Origin of the sequence: Umezawaea tangerina (genome assembly GCF_003002815.1) — a bacterium.
Classification (GTDB): Bacteria; Actinomycetota; Actinomycetes; order Mycobacteriales; family Pseudonocardiaceae; genus Umezawaea; species Umezawaea tangerina.
The window spans coordinates 167541-184771 of record NZ_PVTF01000012.1 but is presented as its reverse complement, the minus strand read 5'-3'; the positions used below and the strand labels follow the sequence as shown (position 1 = coordinate 184771).

12 protein-coding genes are annotated in these 17231 nt (G+C 71.4%); 9 read left to right on the top strand and 3 right to left on the bottom strand.

Features of this window, described 5'->3' with window-relative positions:
* The first annotated feature begins 34 nt into the window (after positions 1-34).
* From CLV43_RS34805 to CLV43_RS34795, 4 genes are all read left to right on the top strand, one after another.
* Positions 35-1411 carry an L-lactate MFS transporter gene (locus tag CLV43_RS34805; protein ID WP_106192768.1) on the top strand — a complete coding sequence of 459 codons (1377 nt, stop codon included), beginning with the start codon at positions 35-37 and terminating at the stop codon, positions 1409-1411.
* A complete protein-coding gene (locus CLV43_RS50535; RefSeq protein ID WP_425445787.1) occupies positions 1408-1512 on the top strand; it encodes an MFS transporter small subunit in 105 nt (34 codons plus the stop codon). The genes CLV43_RS34805 and CLV43_RS50535 overlap by 4 nt, the downstream gene beginning before the upstream one ends.
* A gap of 75 nt (positions 1513-1587) precedes the next feature.
* Entirely contained in the window at positions 1588-1788 is a 201-nt protein-coding gene (locus CLV43_RS34800) for a hypothetical protein (protein ID WP_106192766.1), read from the top strand.
* Between the two features lie 9 nt (positions 1789-1797).
* Positions 1798-3318 (top strand): phytoene desaturase family protein, encoded by a 1521-nt coding sequence (locus tag CLV43_RS34795; protein ID WP_106192765.1) that lies wholly within the window; start codon positions 1798-1800, stop codon positions 3316-3318.
* Positions 3319-4170: 852 nt separating this feature from the next.
* Here the strand turns inward: CLV43_RS34795 and CLV43_RS34790 are convergent.
* Positions 4171-5268 carry a hypothetical protein gene (locus tag CLV43_RS34790; RefSeq protein WP_106192763.1) on the bottom strand — a complete coding sequence of 366 codons (1098 nt, stop codon included), beginning with the start codon at positions 5266-5268 and terminating at the stop codon, positions 4171-4173.
* An 84-nt stretch (positions 5269-5352) separates the two neighbouring features.
* On the opposite strand from CLV43_RS34790, the gene CLV43_RS50180 reads away from it, so the two are divergent.
* Positions 5353-7338, top strand: coding sequence for an AfsR/SARP family transcriptional regulator (locus CLV43_RS50180; protein ID WP_106192762.1), 1986 nt, complete (start codon positions 5353-5355; stop codon positions 7336-7338).
* A 277-nt stretch (positions 7339-7615) separates the two neighbouring features.
* On the opposite strand, the gene CLV43_RS34780 is transcribed toward CLV43_RS50180, so the two are convergent.
* The gene (locus tag CLV43_RS34780; protein WP_106192760.1) at positions 7616-9907 is read right to left on the bottom strand and encodes an FdhF/YdeP family oxidoreductase; all 2292 of its coding nucleotides are present in this window, start codon (positions 9905-9907) and stop codon (positions 7616-7618) included.
* A 281-nt stretch (positions 9908-10188) separates the two neighbouring features.
* Entirely contained in the window at positions 10189-11130 is a 942-nt protein-coding gene (locus tag CLV43_RS34775; RefSeq protein WP_146175015.1) for a hypothetical protein, read from the bottom strand.
* Between the two features lie 64 nt (positions 11131-11194).
* Here CLV43_RS34775 and CLV43_RS34770 point away from each other — a divergent pair, with 64 nt between their 5' ends.
* From CLV43_RS34770 to CLV43_RS34755, 4 genes are all read left to right on the top strand, one after another.
* The gene (locus tag CLV43_RS34770) at positions 11195-13891 is read left to right on the top strand and encodes a valine--tRNA ligase (RefSeq protein WP_211304698.1); all 2697 of its coding nucleotides are present in this window, start codon (positions 11195-11197) and stop codon (positions 13889-13891) included.
* Positions 13888-15249, top strand: coding sequence for a bifunctional tetrahydrofolate synthase/dihydrofolate synthase (folC, locus tag CLV43_RS34765; RefSeq protein WP_106192755.1), 1362 nt, complete (start codon positions 13888-13890; stop codon positions 15247-15249). The genes CLV43_RS34770 and folC overlap by 4 nt, the downstream gene beginning before the upstream one ends.
* Positions 15246-15635, top strand: coding sequence for a DUF4233 domain-containing protein (locus CLV43_RS34760; RefSeq protein ID WP_106192754.1), 390 nt, complete (start codon positions 15246-15248; stop codon positions 15633-15635). The genes folC and CLV43_RS34760 overlap by 4 nt, the downstream gene beginning before the upstream one ends.
* Positions 15636-15698: 63 nt before the next feature.
* On the top strand, positions 15699-17222 hold the full coding sequence (locus CLV43_RS34755; protein ID WP_106192752.1) for an alkaline phosphatase D family protein: 1524 nt from the start codon (positions 15699-15701) through the stop codon (positions 17220-17222).
* Positions 17223-17231 lie beyond the last annotated feature (9 nt).

Genomic DNA, 17231 nt, shown 5'->3' with positions numbered 1-17231 from the left:
CGTGCGAACACCATCGGCGAGCAATTAAGTTCCGATGGTCACGAACCAGGTTACGGAGGTGTGCACCGTGGGTTTCCTCGACCGCTCCCGAACAGTCGCTCCCGCGGACTGGAACCGCTGGCTCATCCCGCCCGCGGCGCTGTCGGTCCACCTCGCGATCGGTCAGGCCTACGCGTGGAGCGTGTTCAAGTCGCCCCTTGAGGGCGCGCTCGGGCTGTCCGGCACGCAGAGCGCCCTGCCGTTCCAGCTGGGCATCGTGATGCTCGGGCTGTCCGCGGCGTTCGGCGGGACGCTCGTCGAGCGCAACGGCCCGCGCTGGGCGATGACCGTGTCCGCGGCCTGCTTCTCGTCCGGGTTCCTGATCTCCGCGCTCGGCGCGTGGACCTCGCAGTTCTGGCTCGTCGTCGTCGGGTACGGCTTCGTCGGCGGCATCGGCCTCGGCATCGGGTACATCTCGCCGGTGTCGACGCTGATCAAGTGGTTCCCGGACCGGCCGGGCATGGCGACCGGCATCGCGATCATGGGCTTCGGCGGTGGCGCGCTGATCGCGTCGCCGTGGTCGACGCAGATGCTGAAGTCGTTCGGCAAGGACCACACGGGCATCGCTGAGTCGTTCGCCGTGCACGGCGTGGTCTACGCGGTGTTCATGTCGCTCGGCGTGCTGCTGATCCGCGTTCCCGCGGAGGGCTGGCGGCCTCCCGGCTGGGAGCCGACCGCCGCGGTGGTCAACAAGATGATCACGACCGCGAACGTGTCCGCGCGCAACGCCATCCGCACGCCCCAGTTCTGGCTGCTGTGGGTCATCCTGTGCTTCAACGTCACCGCGGGCATCGGCATCCTGGAGAAGGCCGCGCCGATGATCACGGACTTCTTCGCGGGCACGTCGACCCCGGTGGCCGTCGCGGCGGCGGGCGGGTTCGTCGCGCTGCTGTCGCTGGCGAACATGGCGGGCCGGATCGTCTGGTCGTCCACTTCGGACCTGGTGGGGCGCAAGAACATCTACCGGATCTACCTCGGTGTCGGCGCGGCCATGTACCTGGTGATCGCGTTGGCGGGCAACGCGTCCACGCCGCTGTTCGTGGTGTGCGCCATGGTGATCCTGTCGTTCTACGGCGGCGGGTTCGCGACGATCCCGGCGTACCTGAAGGACCTGTTCGGCACCTACCAGGTCGGTGCGATCCACGGTCGGCTGCTGACCGCGTGGTCCACGGCCGGTGTGCTCGGACCGCTGATCGTCAACGCGATCGCGGACGGGCAGAAGGCGGCGGGCAAGTCCGGGCCCGACCTGTACACCAACTCGCTGTTCATCATGATCGGGCTGCTGGTGGTCGGGTTCGTGGCGAACGAGTTCGTCCGCCCGGTGAACGCGAGGTTCCACGAGTCCGCAGAGCTTGAGGAGGCCGCCCGATGAGGCGTGGGCTGATCGTTTTCGCGTGGCTGTGGGTGGGGATCCCGTTGGCCTACGGCCTGGAGGAGCTGGTGCGCAGGGTGACGCCGCTGTTCGGCGGCTAAGCCCTTCGAGGACCACCCGATCCAGTGACGGCGTGAACCCCGGTTTTTGTCGGTGCCCGTCGGTCTACTTGACCCATGATATTCCTGACCAGGGTCCTGTTCCTGCTGTGGCACGTGCCGGTGGTTCCGCCTGTCCTGGTGCTGCGCGTCCTCGCCGTGTTCCCGTTCCCCTGGGTGGTCGGTCGGTTCGTGGTGCCTGGTGGGGTGCTCGGCCGGGTGCGGGTTTTCGGCTCGGTGCTGGTTTTCGCAGGCCGTGATCCGCCCGTGCGGCGTTAGGTTGGCCGGGTGGACTCCTATGACGTCGTGGTGGTTGGTGGCGGGCACAACGCGCTGGTGGCGGCGACGTACCTGGCCAAGGCCGGTCGGTCGGTGCTCGTGGTCGAGAAGCTCGGCCAGGTCGGCGGCGCGGCGGTCAGCGCCTCGCCGTTCCCCGGTGTTCCCGCGCGCCTATCGCGGTTCTCCTACCTGGTGAGCCTGCTGCCGGACCGGATCGTCGCCGACCTGGGCCTGCGGCTGGAGCTCCGGTCGCGCGCCGCCTCGTCGTACACGGCCGCCGGCACCGGCGGGCTGCTGGTCGAGCGCGTGCCCGGTCCGGACACGGTCGGGTCGTTCCGCGCCCTCACCGGCTCGGACGAGGCCTGGGACCGGTGGCGGGCCTGGTACGCGTCCCTCGACGAGCTGGCGGCCGCGGTGGCGCCCACCATGCTGGAGCCGTTGGTCTCACGGGCGCGTTTCCGCGAGCTGGCGGGTCCGGTGTGGCCGCAGGTGTTCGAGCAGCCGCTCGGCACGACGTTGGAGGAGCTGTTCACCGACGACGTCGTGCGCGGTGTCGTCGCCACCGACGGCCTCATCGGCACCCACACGTCCCTGCGTTCGCCGGACCTGCTGGCGAACCGCTGCTTCCTCTACCACGTGATCGGCAACGGCACGGGGGAGTGGCGCGTGCCCGTCGGCGGCATGGGCGCGGTCACCGCCGAGCTGTTCCGGGTCGCGACCGAGGCGGGCGTCGACTTCGTCACCGGCGCCGAGGTGACCCGCGTGTCGGCCGACGGCACCACCGGCGAGGTGACGTTCGACGGCCGGTTCGTCAGGTCCCGTTCCGTACTCGCGGGCGTCGCACCGGCGGTGCTGGACTCGTTGCGGGGGAAGGAGGTCGTGCCACGCGGCGAGGGCTGCCAACTGAAGATCAACATGCTCCTCACCAAGCTGCCCCGCCTGAAGTCCGGCGTCGACCCCACCCTCGCGTTCGCGGGCACGTTCCACCTGGACGAGTCCTACAGCCAGTTGGAGCGGGCGTACGCGGAAAGCGCGGCGGGCGCCGTCCCCTCCGTCCTGCCCGGCGAGATGTACTGCCACTCCCTCACCGACCCCACCATCCTCGACCCCTCACTGGAGGGCTACCAAGCCCTCACCCTCTTCGGCCTCCACCTCCCCGCGGCCTTGTTCGAAGGCCGCAACGACCAACTCCGCGACACCCTCGTCACCCGCTACCTGACCGCCCTCAACACCCACCTGGTCGACCCCATCGAAACCTGCCTTGCCACCGACACCAACGGCAATCCCTGCATCGAGGCCCGCACCCCACTCGACCTGGAGGCCGAACTGACCATGCCCCGCGGCAACATCTTCCACGGCGACCTCTCCTGGCCATTCGCCGAAACCGACGCCGAAATCGGCACCTGGGGCGTGGAAACCGACACCCCGAACCTCTTCCTCTGCGCAGCCGGCGCCCGCCGCGGCGGCGGCGTCAGCGGCATCCCCGGCCACAACGCCGCCATGGCCGTCCTCAACCACCTCCACCCCTGACACCCGGACCAGACCGCGGCGGACCGTCGGCCGCCACGGGATTGGTTCGGGTGGCGCCGGGGTGGGTCGGGGTGGGGGCCGGGTGGGGTGGGAGTGGGGGTGGAAGCCGAGCCACGCTGGGTGAGGTGGATTGAGTCGCGTCGGGCGGGCTGAGCCGCGCGCCGGGCTGGCCGGGTGCTGAGCCGCGCGCCGGGCCGGGCGCTGGGCTGGGCCGCGTTGGGTGCCGGGCCGGGCTGGGGTGGGCTGGGTGTTGGTTCGGGTTGGGACGGGTGAGAGGGGAGGGGCGAGTTCGGCCCGGCCCGGGACGGGACGCGGGCCGGGAGGGCCGGGAAGGGACGGGTTCGGAGGGATCGAGCCACGCCTGGGTGTGGCGGCGTCTGGAGACCAAGCGGGGTCACGCCTTGGGCGGGCCAAGCGCACCAGGCCGAGCCACGCTTGGGCCTGCGGGTCAAGTGCACCAAGCTGAGCCATGCCTGGGCAGCCAGGCCAAGCGCACCAGCCGGGCCAGGTCTGGGCGGGCGGGTCAAGTGCGCCACCAGGCCTGGGTGGGCCAAGGAGCTGGGGAGGGTTGGGGCAAAGCCTGGCCTGGCATGGAGCCAGTACTGGCCGCAGTAGGGTGCTTTGTCGGGCGCAGCCCGATGCTGGCGTAGCCAGACCTACCCCTGCACCCCGATCCGAAGCCATCTCTGGGCACGCCATTGCTTGTCAAGACAGCTTTATCGTCTTGACAAGCAATGGCGGGTCTAGAACACTCGGCGAGCGGGGTGGAGGCATGTTCCCGAAACCCGCGAGCCCGACGCAAACGCAGCCCGCCTTACCCCGCACCCACCGAACCCGAGCCAGCCCCGGCCGTCACACCCGCTTCCCCACATAAGCCACGTCGAAGAACGACTCCGCCAACACCCCTCCCACGTCATAACACTGCACAACCACCGCAGCACCCCACCCACCGATCACGCACGAGTTCGCCGACGTGTCGTACGCCGTCACCTGAAAACTCCCCCCGTCGACAACCACAGCCGGATCCACCACGTACACCCCCGCAGACCCCGTCACCGCCCACGCAGGCGACGCTGGAAACGCCCATGGATCGGGCGCCGTCCGCGTGGCCATCACCCACGCGTACCCCGATTCCAGCCCCAGGCTCGGGTTCTTGTCGCCGACGATGTTGCCCTTGTCGACGAACGTCACCCCGAACTCGCTGTCAGCCGGGCTTCCGGCCGGCGTGAAGCACATGACCCGCACGTTGTAGAAGATCGCGTCCGGGTACCACCCAGCGGTCTTGCACCACACGTTCGTCTGCCCGGTGGCGGTCACCTGCACCGTCCCACCCGATGCCCCGCCGAGGTTCTTGAACGACACCAGGTACGACCCGACGGCCGTGTGGGCGTAGTTAACAGCCCCGGTGGACGAGTTGTGCTCGGTCACCACCCCGTTGACCGCCGACCGGTACCCGTACCGGTAGTCGCGGCCGCGCACGGAGGTGTAGGAGGCCGTGAACATGCTGTCCACCAACGCCCCGTCGAACGAGTAGCACCGGACGACCACGTACCGCCCCGCTCCGGACGACGACGTGGTGGTCACCTTGCAGCGCGCCCGCACGTTCCAGCCGTACGCGGACGCGTGGGCGACACCCGTGCCGGGGGCGCCGTCGATGTACACCGTGTACGTGCCGACGCCTTCGTGCCGCACCCAGTTCGTCGGGCCGCCGGTCACCGAGCTGAACTGGTAGCGGGCACTGGGCGAGTACCACTCGCCGGTCAGGTGGGCTGGCTCGTTGGCCCACACCCAGCCGTAGACCTCGGTCGCGGCGGCGGTGGGGCCGCACTCGAACCGCTTCATCCGCCCGTCGGTCCCGCACTCGGGTGCGTCCGCCGCGGCCGGTGGTGCCAGGACCGCCAGGAGTGCCAGCAGTGCGGTCGCGAGCAGGGCAAGTCTGTTCCGTCTCAAGGTTCCTCCAACGCGGTATTTCTCGCCGGGCACCAGACTCCGCACGGGTGTCAGGGTTGGATCAGCGCTCGCTCAAGGGGACCGATGGAATCCGAAGGCAGACGGCTGCTGGCCCGGTGCGGTGTGCGGGCGGCGGTGGAGTGGGTGGAACGGGTTCCGCCCGCGGAGCGGTCCGCGGCCGTGCACTGCCTGCACGCCGAGGCGTTGGCGTTGGCGGGTGACCTGGACGCGGCGGCGGCGATCCTCCTGCCGTTGGCGGACGACCCGTCACCGGACGTGGCGCGGCTGCTGGGGCACCTGGAGTACCGGCGGGGCAGGCCGCGGCAGGCGTTGGAGTGGTACGCGAGGGGACCGGCGGACGGGTTGTTGCTGGCCTGGACGGCTACTGCGTACTGGGCGACCGGGGACGAGGCGGCGTGCCGGGAGCACGCCGACCGGGCGTGGCGGGCGGCGACCGCGTCCGGTGACCGGCGGGCGCTGGTGGCCAGTCACGTGGCGTTGGGGTTCGCGGCGGAGATGGTGGGCGACTGCGCGGCCGAGCAGCACCACTACGAGAAGGCCCTCGACCTGGCGGAGGCGGCGGACGACCGGGTCGAGGCGGCGCGGATGCGGGCGAACCTGTCGTCGCGGCTGCTGGGCGAGGCGCGCTACGCCGAGGCCGCGGTGATGGCGGACGCGGCGGTGGCGCAGGCGGAGGCCGTCGGCTACCTGGCGGTGCTGGGCATCGCCCTGTGCAACGGCGGCGACGCGCTGCTCCGCCTCGGCGACCTGGACGCCGCCACGGACCGGTTCGACCGCGCGTTGGCGGTGGAGCACCGGATCGGCTCGCAGCGGCTGGCGTACCCGTTGGCCGGGCTCGGGGACGTGCACCGGGTGCGCGGTCGCACCAGCCTGGCGAGGGCGGCCTACGAGGAGGCGATCCGGGTCTGCGGCACCGGGGGCGACCGCCAGGGGCTGGTCCCCGCGCTGGTGGGGCTGGCCCGGCTGCTGGCCGACCAGGAGCCGGACGTGGCGGCGGAGCTGGCCGACCGGGCGCACCGCGACGCCAAGGGCCCGGCCGCGATCCGCACGCTGCTGGCGCTCGGCTGGGTGGCCGTGGGGAAGGGCGACCACGCGGCAGCCGCCGACCTGGCCGGGCAGGCCGCCGGGAAGGCGCGGCTGCACCGGGACCGGGCGCGGTTGGCCGAGGCGCTGGAGCTGGTGGCGGTGGCCCGGCCCGCGAGGGCGCGGGTGTCGTTGGCCGAGGCGCGGACGATCTGGGCGGACACCGGTGCCGAGCCGGACGCGCGGCGGATCACGGTGCTGCTCGGCGCGCTCCCGCACGCGGGCGCCGACGACCGGGCGGCGGCCAGGGCGGCGCGCGAAGCCCTTGCCGCGCAGGGGATCCCGTCACCGGTGCCGGGTGACCCGGTGGTGATCCGCACGCTCGGCCGGTTCGAGGTCAGGGTCGCGGGCGAGCCGTTGCCGAGGTCGGTGTGGCAGTCGCGCAAGGCGCGGGACCTGCTGCGGATGCTGGTGGTCCGGCGCGGGCGGGGGATCGCGCGGGAGGAGCTGGGGCGGCTGCTGTGGCGGGAGGACTCCGACCGGGTCGCCCACCGGCTGTCGGTCGCCCTGTCCACGGTCCGCTCGGCGCTCGACCCGGCGGGTGACCTGGTGGTCGCCGACCAGCAGACCGTCGCGCTGGACACCGGCCGGGCCGCGGTCGACCTGGAGGACTTCCTCGCCGACGCCCAGGACGGTCTGCGCACCGGCGACCGCGGTGTGCTCGCCGCCGCCGAGGCCGCCTACACCGGTGACCTGTTCGAGGACGAGCCGTACGACGACTGGGCGGTGGCCCTGCGCGAGGAGCTGCGCGCGGTCTACCTGCGGGTGACCAGGACGTTGGCCGCGGGGACGGCGGACGTGGACGAGGCCGCCTACTACTACCAGCGCCTGCTCGCGAAGGACCCCTACGACGAGCAGGCCCACCGCGCCCTGGTCTCGACCCTCACCGCGGCGGGCAGGCACGGTGCCGCTGCCAGGGCACGCGCCCGCTTCGCCGACGCCGTCCGCACCCTGTCCCTGAGCTAGGCCCCGCTCCCGGACCCGTGTCCACGACAGCCCGCCCGAGACGGCCCCATGAACCACCTCGGGCTCGACTCCCGTCGAACCGGATCAGGACCACGCAATGGGCTTCGTCCCCCGGAGCCGACTCCGGTCGAGCGGATCCGGGAGGCGGGCACTGGCGCGTCGGCCGCGAACCGGCCAGGTCCGCCCGGACCTGCGGCCGCGAACCGGCTGGCCCGTCCGGGCCGAGCGCAGCGAATCGGGCAGGCCCGTCCGGACCGACGGGCCCCTTCGCCAAGTTCTACGCCCGGTGTTCCAGTCGCACGACGATCGACTTCGACGTCGGCGTGTTCGACGTGGTGGCGGTGGAGTCCAGCGGCACCAGCGAGTTCGCCTCCGGGAAGTACGCGGCGGCGCAGCCGACCGCCGTCGGGTACGACACGATCCGGAACGACTCGGCGCGCCGGTCGGTGACCCCGGTCGGGTCGTCGGGCCACTCGCTGACGATGTCCACGACCTCGCCGTCGGCGAACCCCAGCGAGGTCAGGTCGGTGGGGCTGACGAACACGACGCGCCTGCCGTCCTTGACGCCGCGGTAGCGGTCGTCCAGGCCGTAGATGGTGGTGTTGTACTGGTCGTGGCTGCGCATGGTCTGCAGCAGCAGCCTGCCCTCGGGCACCCGCAGCACGGTCAGCTCGTTCGCGGTGAAGTTCGCCTTGCCGGACTTGGTGGCGTTGAACTCCCGCGCGTCACGCGGTGCGTGCGGGAGGACGAAGCCGTCCGGCTGCCGGACCCGCGCGTTGTAGTCCGAGCACCCCGGCACGACGTTGGCGATCCGGTCGCGGATGGTGTCGTAGTCCTTCTCGAACTCCTCCCACGGCACCGGGTGCTCGGTCCCGAGCACCTCGCGGGCCAGCCGGCAGACGATCGACACCTCGGACAGCAGGTCGTCGCTGGCGGGCGCGAGCCTGCCGCGGGAGCGGTGCACCACGGACATGGAGTCCTCGACGGTGACGAACTGCTCGCCGGAGTGCTGCAGGTCGCTCTCGGTGCGACCCAGCGTGGGCAGGACCAGCGCCACCCTGCCGGTGACGACGTGCGACCGGTTGAGCTTCGTCGACACGTGCACGGTCAGGTCGCAGCCGCGCATGGCCTTCTCGGTCACCGCGGTGTCCGGCGAGGCGGCGACGAAGTTCCCGCCGACGGCGAAGAACACCCGCGCGTCGCCGTCGCGCATCGCCCTGATCGCCGCCACGGTGTCGAACCCGTGCTTGCGCGGCACCCGGATGGAGAACTCCTGCTCCAGCGCGGACATGAACTTCTCCGGCATCTTCTCCCAGATGCCCATGGTCCGGTCGCCCTGCACGTTGGAGTGCCCGCGCACCGGGCACAGGCCCGCGCCGGGCTTGCCGATCATGCCGCGCAGCAGCACGACGTTGGTGATCTCCTGGATGGAGGGCACCGAGTGCTTGTGCTGCGTCAGCCCCATCGCCCAGCACACGATCGTCCGCTCCGAGTCGGCGAACATCCGCGCGACCAGCTCGACCTGCTCCCGCGACAGCCCGGTGGCCTCGTCGACGGAGTCCCAGTCGAGCTCGGCCACGTGCGCCCGGTAGTCCTCGAACCCGTGCGTGTACCGCTCGATGAACGCGGTGTCCTCGGCGCCCCACGACAGCAGCAGGTTGCCGATCGCCTGGAACAGCGCCTGGTCGCCACCCAGCTTGATCTGCACGAACTCGTCGGCCAGCGGCGTGCCCTTGCCGACCAGCCCGCGCACGTTCTGCGGGTTCTTGAACCGCATCAGCCCGGCCTCGGGCAGCGGGTTGATCGCGACGATCTTCGCGCCGTTGCCCTTGGCCTCCTCCAGCGCGGACAGCATCCGCGGGTGGTTGGTGCCGGGGTTCTGGCCCATCACGACGATCAGGTCGGCGTGGTGGACGTCGTCGATGCTGACCGAGCCCTTGCCGATGCCGGTGGTGGCGCTCAGCGCCGCGCCGGAGGACTCGTGGCACATGTTGGAGCAGTCCGGCAGGTTGTTCGTGCCGTAGGAGCGGACCAGCAGCTGGTAGAGGAACGCGGCCTCGTTGCTGGTGCGGCCGGAGGTGTAGAACACCGCCTCGTCCGGGCTGGCCAGCCCGTTGAGGTGCTCGGCGACCAGCCGGAACGCGGCGTCCCACGCGATCGGCTCGTAGTGGGTCGCGCCGTCGCGCAGCACGAACGGCTCGGTGATCCGGCCCTGCTGGCCGAGCCAGAAGTCGGTCTTGTCCGCGAGGTCCGCGATCGGGTGCTCGGCGAAGAACTCCCGTCCGACCCGGCGCCGGGTGGCCTCCTCGGCCACGGCCTTGGCGCCGTTCTCGCAGAACTCCGCGAGCTTGCGGTGGCCCTGGGGTTCCGGCCACGCGCAGCCGGGGCAGTCGAAGCCCTCGCGCTGGTTGAGCAGCCGCAGCGTGCTCGCCGTGCGGGCCACGCCCATCTGCTCGACGCCGCGTTTGAGCGACACCGCGACACCGGGGATGCCGGCGGCCCAGCCCTTCGGCTTGCCCACCTCGATCCGGGACTCGTCGACGTCCTGCTGCGGTGGCTTCCGGGTCATGACGCCAGTATCGCCCTGTCCGATCCAGGAGGCCGATCGCAGCCCTGTGATCCCGATCGGCGTCCTGGACCGGACGGGGTGGCACGTCCCACCGCCGCGCTCCGCGAAAGCGCGGCGGTGGGTCGCAGACCGGCGCGCCGAGGCGGGCGGAGCGGACCGCTGTCACGGGCTCCAAGGGGTTCGGTCGAGTCCGTGAATCCGTCGTCGACACCCGCTGAGCTGGCCAATCCTGTCAAGTGTGAACTGGGTCACAACAGGAGCGCAGCAACCGTTCGGGTGACTTAGCCGGGGCAGGTGTTGATCGTCGGCATGGGCTTGTCCGGGTCGAAGTAGTCCTCCGGCCTGCCCTCCTCCTGGGTCGAGCCGCGCTGGGTCCGCGGCTCGGCGATCGACGGCGCGAGGAAGCCCTCCCGCGAGGCCGTGCAGCCGATCGAGTAGCTGTGCCCGGTGGCCGGGCCGGACCACATGCCCTGGCTCTCCGGCCGGAAGTCGGGGCCGGACCGCATCACGTAGTCGTACCTGATCCTGGTCACCGCGACGATGTCCATCGGACCGCGCAGCTTCTCCACGTCCGGGGTGGCGAACGCGTAGGCGAACACGTAGTCGGTGTGCACGACCAGCTCGCCGGGGCCCTTGGCCTCGGCGGTCATGGCGCCGTCCACCTTCGGCGCCACCGGCAGCAGCGCCCAGCCGGACGCGACCCTGGTGGCGATCAGCCCCGCCTCGTCGTCCCGCCCGCCCGCGAACAGCGGCCGCAGGCCCTCCTGGTCGTCCACCGCGAAGAGGCTGAGCAGCGGTTCCACGTCGTGGCCCTCCAGCACCCGCCGGTCCAGCCTGGCGGCCACCACGGCGGCGCGGGCGCGCCGGTAGGCGTCCGCGACCTGCTGGGCGCTGAACGGCCCCACCGGGGCGGCCTCGGGCGGTGTGAGGCCCGCCTCGCCGTCGGCCCACGTCTCGGCGGGGGTGTTGCGGAACGGGTCCGCCAGGTCGACGCGGGAGATCGTGCTGGGGGCGGCGGCGGGCGCGGGTTCGGGTACGGGCTTCCGCGTGGCGTAGACGCCGACCAGGAGCGCGGCGATCGCGAGCAGCGCCAGACCGGACACGACCTTGTTCCCGTGGCGGTCCAGCCAGGTTCTTCGCCGCATCCGGCGCAGCTCGCGGGCGATGCGCCTGCTCGCCGCCCGCAGCCACACCGGGTGGCCCTCGATGTGATGTGTTCTCACGTTGACTCCCCAGTAGCTACCCGCTCTCAGCAGATCGGACGGCGGGGTGCGGGCGTTAGCAGGTATGTCGCTCGAAAGCGATGGCGCGCACTTCGTAGACTCTTCAGTCGTGACCGAATCCAGCACCACTCCACAGCGTCCTGATCTCCCTCCGGCGTGGCAGCCGTCCGAGGTAGAGGCGGAGCTGTACCAGGGCTGGGTCGACCGCGGGTACTTCACCGCCGACGCGGGCAGCGACAAGCCGCCGTTCACGATCGTGCTGCCGCCGCCGAACGTGACGGGCAGCCTGCACATGGGCCACGCCCTCAACCACAGCGTCATGGACGCCCTCACCCGCAGGCGCCGGATGCAGGGCTACGAGGTCCTGTGGCTGCCCGGCATGGACCACGCGGGCATCGCGACCCAGAACGCGGTGGAGCGCGACCTGGCGAACAACGGGCTCTCCCGCGGCGACCTCGGCCGCGAGAAGTTCGTCGCGCGCGTGTGGGAGTGGAAGGAGGAGTACGGCGGCAAGATCCTCGACCAGATGCGCCGCCTCGGCGACGGCGTCGACTGGAGCCGCGAGCGGTTCACCATGGACGAGGGCCTGTCCCGCGCCGTGCAGACGATCTTCAAGAAGATGTTCGACGACGGTCTGATCTACCGCGCCGAGCGCATCATCAACTGGTGCCCGCGCTGCCAGACGGCCCTGTCGGACATCGAGGTCGAGCACTCCGACGACGACGGCGAGCTGGTGTCGATCCGCTACGGCGACGGCGCGGACTCGATCGTCGTCGCGACCACGCGCGCCGAGACGATGCTCGGTGACACGGCCGTCGCGGTGCACCCCGAGGACGAGCGGTACGCGCACCTGATCGGCACCGAGGTCGAGGTGCCGCTGACCGGTCGCCGCGTGCCGATCGTCGCCGACGAGCACGTCGACCCGAAGTTCGGCACCGGCGCCGTCAAGGTGACGCCCGCGCACGACCCGAACGACTTCGAGATCGGCCAGCGCCACGGCCTGCCGAACCTGACCGTCATGGACGGCCGGGGCGTCATCACGGTGCGCGGCCCGTTCGAGGGCCTGGACCGCTTCGAGGCGCGGCCCGCCGTGGTCGCCGCGCTGCGCGACCAGGGTCGGATCGTGGCCGAGAAGCGCCCGTACGTGCACTCCGTCGGCCACTGCGAGCGCTGCGGCACGGTCGTCGAGCCGCGCCTGTCGCTGCAGTGGTGGGTGAAGGTCGAGGGCATCGCCAAGGCCGCCGGTGACGCCGTCCGCGACGGCCGCACGACCGTGCACCCGGCCGACCTGACCAAGCGCTACTTCGACTGGGTCGACAACCTGCACGACTGGTGCATCTCGCGCCAGCTGTGGTGGGGCCACCGCATCCCGGTCTGGTACGGCCCGGAGGGCGAGGTCGTCTGCGTCGGACCGGATGAGCAGCCGCCGTCCGGCGAGGGCTGGCGCCAGGACGAGGACGTGCTCGACACGTGGTTCTCGTCGGGCCTGTGGCCGTTCTCCACGCTGGGCTGGCCGGAGAAGACGGCCGACCTGGCCAAGTTCTACCCGACCTCCGTGCTGTCGACGGGCTACGACATCCTCTTCTTCTGGGTCACCAGGATGATGATGTTCGGCCTGTACGCCATGAAGGACCGTGAGGCCATTCAGGCTGTGCCCTTCGAGCACGTCTACCTGCACGGCCTCATCCGCGACGCCAACGGCAAGAAGATGTCGAAGTCGCGCGGCAACGGCATCGACCCGCTCGCCTGGATCGACAGCTACGGCGCCGACGCCACCCGGTTCACGCTGCTGCGCGGCGCGAACCCCGGCTCGGACCTGGCTGTCGCCGAGGAGTGGGCGGCGGGCGCCCGCAACTTCACCACGAAGCTGTGGAACGCCACCAGGTTCGCGCTCTCCAACGGCGCCGCGGTCGACCGGCCGCTGCCCGCCCGCGACGCGCTGACCGACGCCGACCGCTGGATCCTGGACCTGCTCGACCAGCTGGTGTCCGATGTGGACGGCCAGTTCGAGGCGTTCCAGTTCGCCAAGCTGTCCGAAGCGCTCTACCACTTCACCTGGGACGAGTTCTGCGACTGGTACCTGGAGCTGGCGAAGGTCCAGATCGCCGAGGGCGGCGAGCGCGCCGAGGCGACCCAGTCGGTGCTCGGGCACGTGCTCGACGTCGTGCTGCGGCTGCTGCACCCGTTGACGCCGTTCATCACCGAGACGCTGTGGAAGACGCTGACCGGTGGCGAGTCGCTGGTGGTCGCCGAGTGGCCGAAGCCGTCCGGCGCCGAGCGCGACGGGACCGCGGCGGCCCGGATCGAGGGGCTGAAGAAGCTCGTCACCGAGATCCGCCGGTTCCGCTCCGACCAGGGCCTGCGCCCGACGCAGAAGGTCGAGGGCAAGGTGCGCGGCGCGTGCTGCGTCGACCTGCTCGACCAGGTGCCGTCGGTGAAGGCGCTGACCAGGATGACCGAGCCCGGCGAGGCCTTCGCCGTGTCCGCGTCGCTGGAGGTCGGCCTGCCCAAGGGCACCGTGACGGTCGAGCTGGACACCTCCGGCACGATCGACGTGGTCGCCGAGCGCAAGCGGATGACCAAGGACCTCGCGGTGGCGGAGAAGGAACGCGCGCAGTGCGAGGGCAAGCTCAACAACGCCTCGTTCACCGACAAGGCGCCCGCCGACGTCGTGGCGAAGATCCAGGCCCGCCTGGCCGTCGCCAACGCCGACATCGAACGCCTCAACGCGCGGATCGCCGCGCTGCCGGAGCCGAAGTGAGCACCGACCCGACGGCGCTGGAGGCGCTCCGCGCCGTCGAGTCGGAGCTGAACGAGCGCTGGCCCGAGACGAAGATCGAGCCGTCGCTGGACCGGATCAGGGCGTTGACGCACGTGCTGGGCGACCCCCAGCACGCGTACCCGGTCATCCACATCACCGGGACCAACGGCAAGACGTCCACGTCGCGGATGGTCGACGCGCTGCTCTCGCGCGTCGGCCTCCGCACGGGCCGCTACACCAGCCCGCACCTGCAGCTCGCGACCGAGCGGATCAGCGTGGACGGCGAGCCGATCACGCCCGAGCGCTACGTCGAGGTCTACCGGGACATCAAGCCGTTCCTGTCCATGGTGGACGGTGACAGCGACATCCCGATGACGAAGTTCGAGGTCCTCACCGGGATGGCGTTCGCGGCGTTCGCGGACGCCCCGGTGGAGGTCGCCGTCGTCGAGGTCGGCCTCGGCGGCGGGTGGGACGCGACGAACGTGGCGGACGGCAAGGTCGCGGTGATCACCCCGATCGGCGTCGACCACGTCGAGTACCTCGGCCCGGACATCGAGGGCATCGCGCGGGAGAAGGCCGGGATCATCAAGCCCGGCTCCGTCGCGATCCTCGCCGAGCAGACCAACGAGGTGGCCCGGATCCTGATCGAGCGGGTCACCGAGGTCGACGCGATGGTCGCCCGCCAGGGCATGGAGTTCGGCGTCCTGGACCGCGCGGTCGCCGTCGGCGGCCAGGTGCTGCGCCTGCAAGGGCTCGGCGGCGTGTACGACGAGGTCTTCCTGCCGCTGCACGGCGCGCACCAGGCGTCCAACGCCTCGCTCGCGCTCGCGGCCGTGGAGGCGTTCTTCGGCGCGGGCAAGGACCAGCCGCTCGACATCGACGCGGTCCGCGAGGCGTTCGCCTCGGTGACCTCGCCGGGCAGGCTGGAACGGGTGCGCAGCGCGCCGACCGTGCTGGTCGACGCCGCGCACAACCCGCACGGCGCGGGCGCGCTGGCGGCGGCGCTCAAGGAGGAGTTCGGCTTCCGCAAGCTCATCGCGGTCGTCGGCGTCATGGACGACAAGGACGCGGCGGGCATCCTCGCCGCGCTGGAGCCGGTCGTCGACGAGGTCGTCGTGACCGGCAACTCCTCGCCGCGCGCCATGGACGCGGACACGTTGGGGGACCTGGCGATGGAGTCGTTCGGCGAGGAGCGCGTGTTCGTGCAGCCCTCGCTGGCCGACGCCATCGAGGAGGCCGTGCAGCGCACCGAGGAGGACGACGAGGAGGGCGTGGTGTCCGGCGGCGGCGTGATCGTCACCGGGTCCGTCGTCACGGCGGGCGAGGCCCGCGCCCTGTTCGGCAAGGAGCCGTCATGACCACCCCACCGGTCAAGCCACCGCCCAAGGACCCGATGAAGGCGTTCCGCGGCATCACCGCGGGCACGCTGATCATCGAGGTCATCGTGGTGGCGCTGGCGCTCCCGGTGATCGCCAAGCTCGGCGGCGGGTTCACCACCACGGCGGGCCTGCTGGCGTTCGTCCTGATCGCCGGGCTCATCGCCACCTGCGCGCTGCTCAAGCACAGGTGGAGCTTCTGGCTGATCGTCGGCCTGCACGTGGTGATGGTCGCGTCGTGGTTCGCGCTCACCGCGCTCGGCGCCGTCGGCGTGGTCTTCAGCCTGGTGTGGGCGTGCGTGTTCTGGATGCGTCGCGACCTGGCCAAGCGGATGGCCGAGGGCCGGTTGCCCAGCCAGCAGGTCTGATCGTTCACCCGCCCGTCGACCGGGGTTGGGCCGCTGTCGGTGTTGGCCCGCTAGAACTCCCGCATGGCTGATGAGCGGGCGGTGAACCGGCGGACGCTGCTGCGCGCCGGCGGACTCGGTGTCGCGGGCGCGTTCCTGCCCGGCGTGGCGCTGGCGCGGACGGGCAGGCCGGTCCTGACGCACGGCGTGCAGTCCGGTGACGTGGCCACCGACGGCGCGCTGGTGTGGACGCGGGCGGACCGGCCGTCGCGGATGCTCGTGGAGGTCGCCACCGACCCGTCGTTCCGGCACTCGCGGTGGGTGCGCGGGCCGCTGCTCACCCCGGACACCGGCGGCACCGGCCGGGTGCGCCTGGACCACCTGCCGCCCGGAACCCGTGCGCACTACCGCGTGGTCGCCGAGGACCTCGACGGCCGCACCCGCAGCCAGGCCGTCACCGGCACGTTCCGCACCGCGCCCGTGGGACGACAGGACGTCCGGTTCACCTGGGCGGGCGACGTCGCGGGCCAGGGCTGGGGCAGCAACCCCGACCTCGGCGGGATGCCGATCTTCGCCGCGATGGCCGCGCGCAACCCCGACTTCTTCCTGCACAGCGGCGACACCGTGTACTCCGACGGGCCGCTGCTCCCCGAGGTGGTGCTGCCCGACGGCCGGGTCTGGCGCAACGTCGTGACGCCGGAGAAGTCCAAGGTCGCCGAGACGCTGGACGAGTACCGCGGCCAGTTCGCCTACAACCTGCTGGACGCGAAGTACCGCGACTTCGCGGCCGCGGTGCCGATGGTCGTGCAGTGGGACGACCACGAGGTCACCAACAACTGGTACCCCGGCGAGATCCTGGACCTGCCCCAGTACACCGAGAAGCGGGTCGACGTGCTGGCCGCGCGGGCGTTCCGGGCGTTCCACGAGTGGCAGCCGATCGACCCGAGGCGTGCTGTGGACGGACGGGTCTACCGCAGGTTCTCCCACGGCGCGCACGTCGAGGTGTTCGTGCTCGACATGCGCAGCTACAAGGACGCGAACACCGCGCCGCGCGACGGCGTCGGCCACGTCCTGGGGGAGCGGCAGGCGCGGTGGCTGGTCGACTCGCTGGCGCGCAGCCGGGCCACGTGGAAGATCGTCGCTGCGGACCTGCCGATCGGGCTGACCGTGCCCGACGGCGTGGACATCGAGGGTGTGGCCAACGGACTGCCCGGTGCGCCGGGAGGGCGTGAGCACGAGCTCGCGGGCGTGCTGCGCGAGCTGAGGAAGCGCCGCGTCCGCAACGTCGTGTGGCTGACCGCGGACGTGCACTACACCGCCGCCCACCACTACTCGCCCGACCGCGCCGCCGTCGGCGACTTCGACCCGTTCTGGGAGTTCGTGTCCGGTCCGCTGCACGCCGGGGCGTTCGGGCCCAACGCACTCGATCCCACTTTCGGACCGGAGGCCGTGTTCGTGCACGCGCCACCGGTCGCGAACACCTCGCCGCTGGACGGGTTCCAGCACTTCGGCGAGATCGCTGTGGACGGTCGCAGCGGGGAGCTCACCGTGTGGCTCAGGGATGCCACCGGGACGGCGTTGTGGGGGGAAACCCTTCGACCTCGCTGACGGGGCACA

Excerpts from the sequence above, each read along its gene's own strand:
- CLV43_RS50535 (WP_425445787.1), top strand. The coding sequence starts at position 1,408 with ATGAGGCGTGGGCTGATCGTTTTCGCGTGGCTGTGGGTGGGGATCCCG.
- CLV43_RS34760 (WP_106192754.1), top strand. The coding sequence starts at position 15,246 with ATGACCACCCCACCGGTCAAGCCACCGCCCAAGGACCCGATGAAGGCG.
- CLV43_RS34770 (WP_211304698.1), top strand. The coding sequence starts at position 11,195 with ATGTCGCTCGAAAGCGATGGCGCGCACTTCGTAGACTCTTCAGTCGTG.
- CLV43_RS50180 (WP_106192762.1), top strand. The coding sequence starts at position 5,353 with ATGGAATCCGAAGGCAGACGGCTGCTGGCCCGGTGCGGTGTGCGGGCG.
- CLV43_RS34780 (WP_106192760.1), bottom strand. The coding sequence starts at position 9,907 with ATGACCCGGAAGCCACCGCAGCAGGACGTCGACGAGTCCCGGATCGAG.
- CLV43_RS34805 (WP_106192768.1), top strand. The coding sequence starts at position 35 with ATGGTCACGAACCAGGTTACGGAGGTGTGCACCGTGGGTTTCCTCGAC.
- CLV43_RS34800 (WP_106192766.1), top strand. The coding sequence starts at position 1,588 with ATGATATTCCTGACCAGGGTCCTGTTCCTGCTGTGGCACGTGCCGGTG.
- CLV43_RS34755 (WP_106192752.1), top strand. The coding sequence starts at position 15,699 with ATGGCTGATGAGCGGGCGGTGAACCGGCGGACGCTGCTGCGCGCCGGC.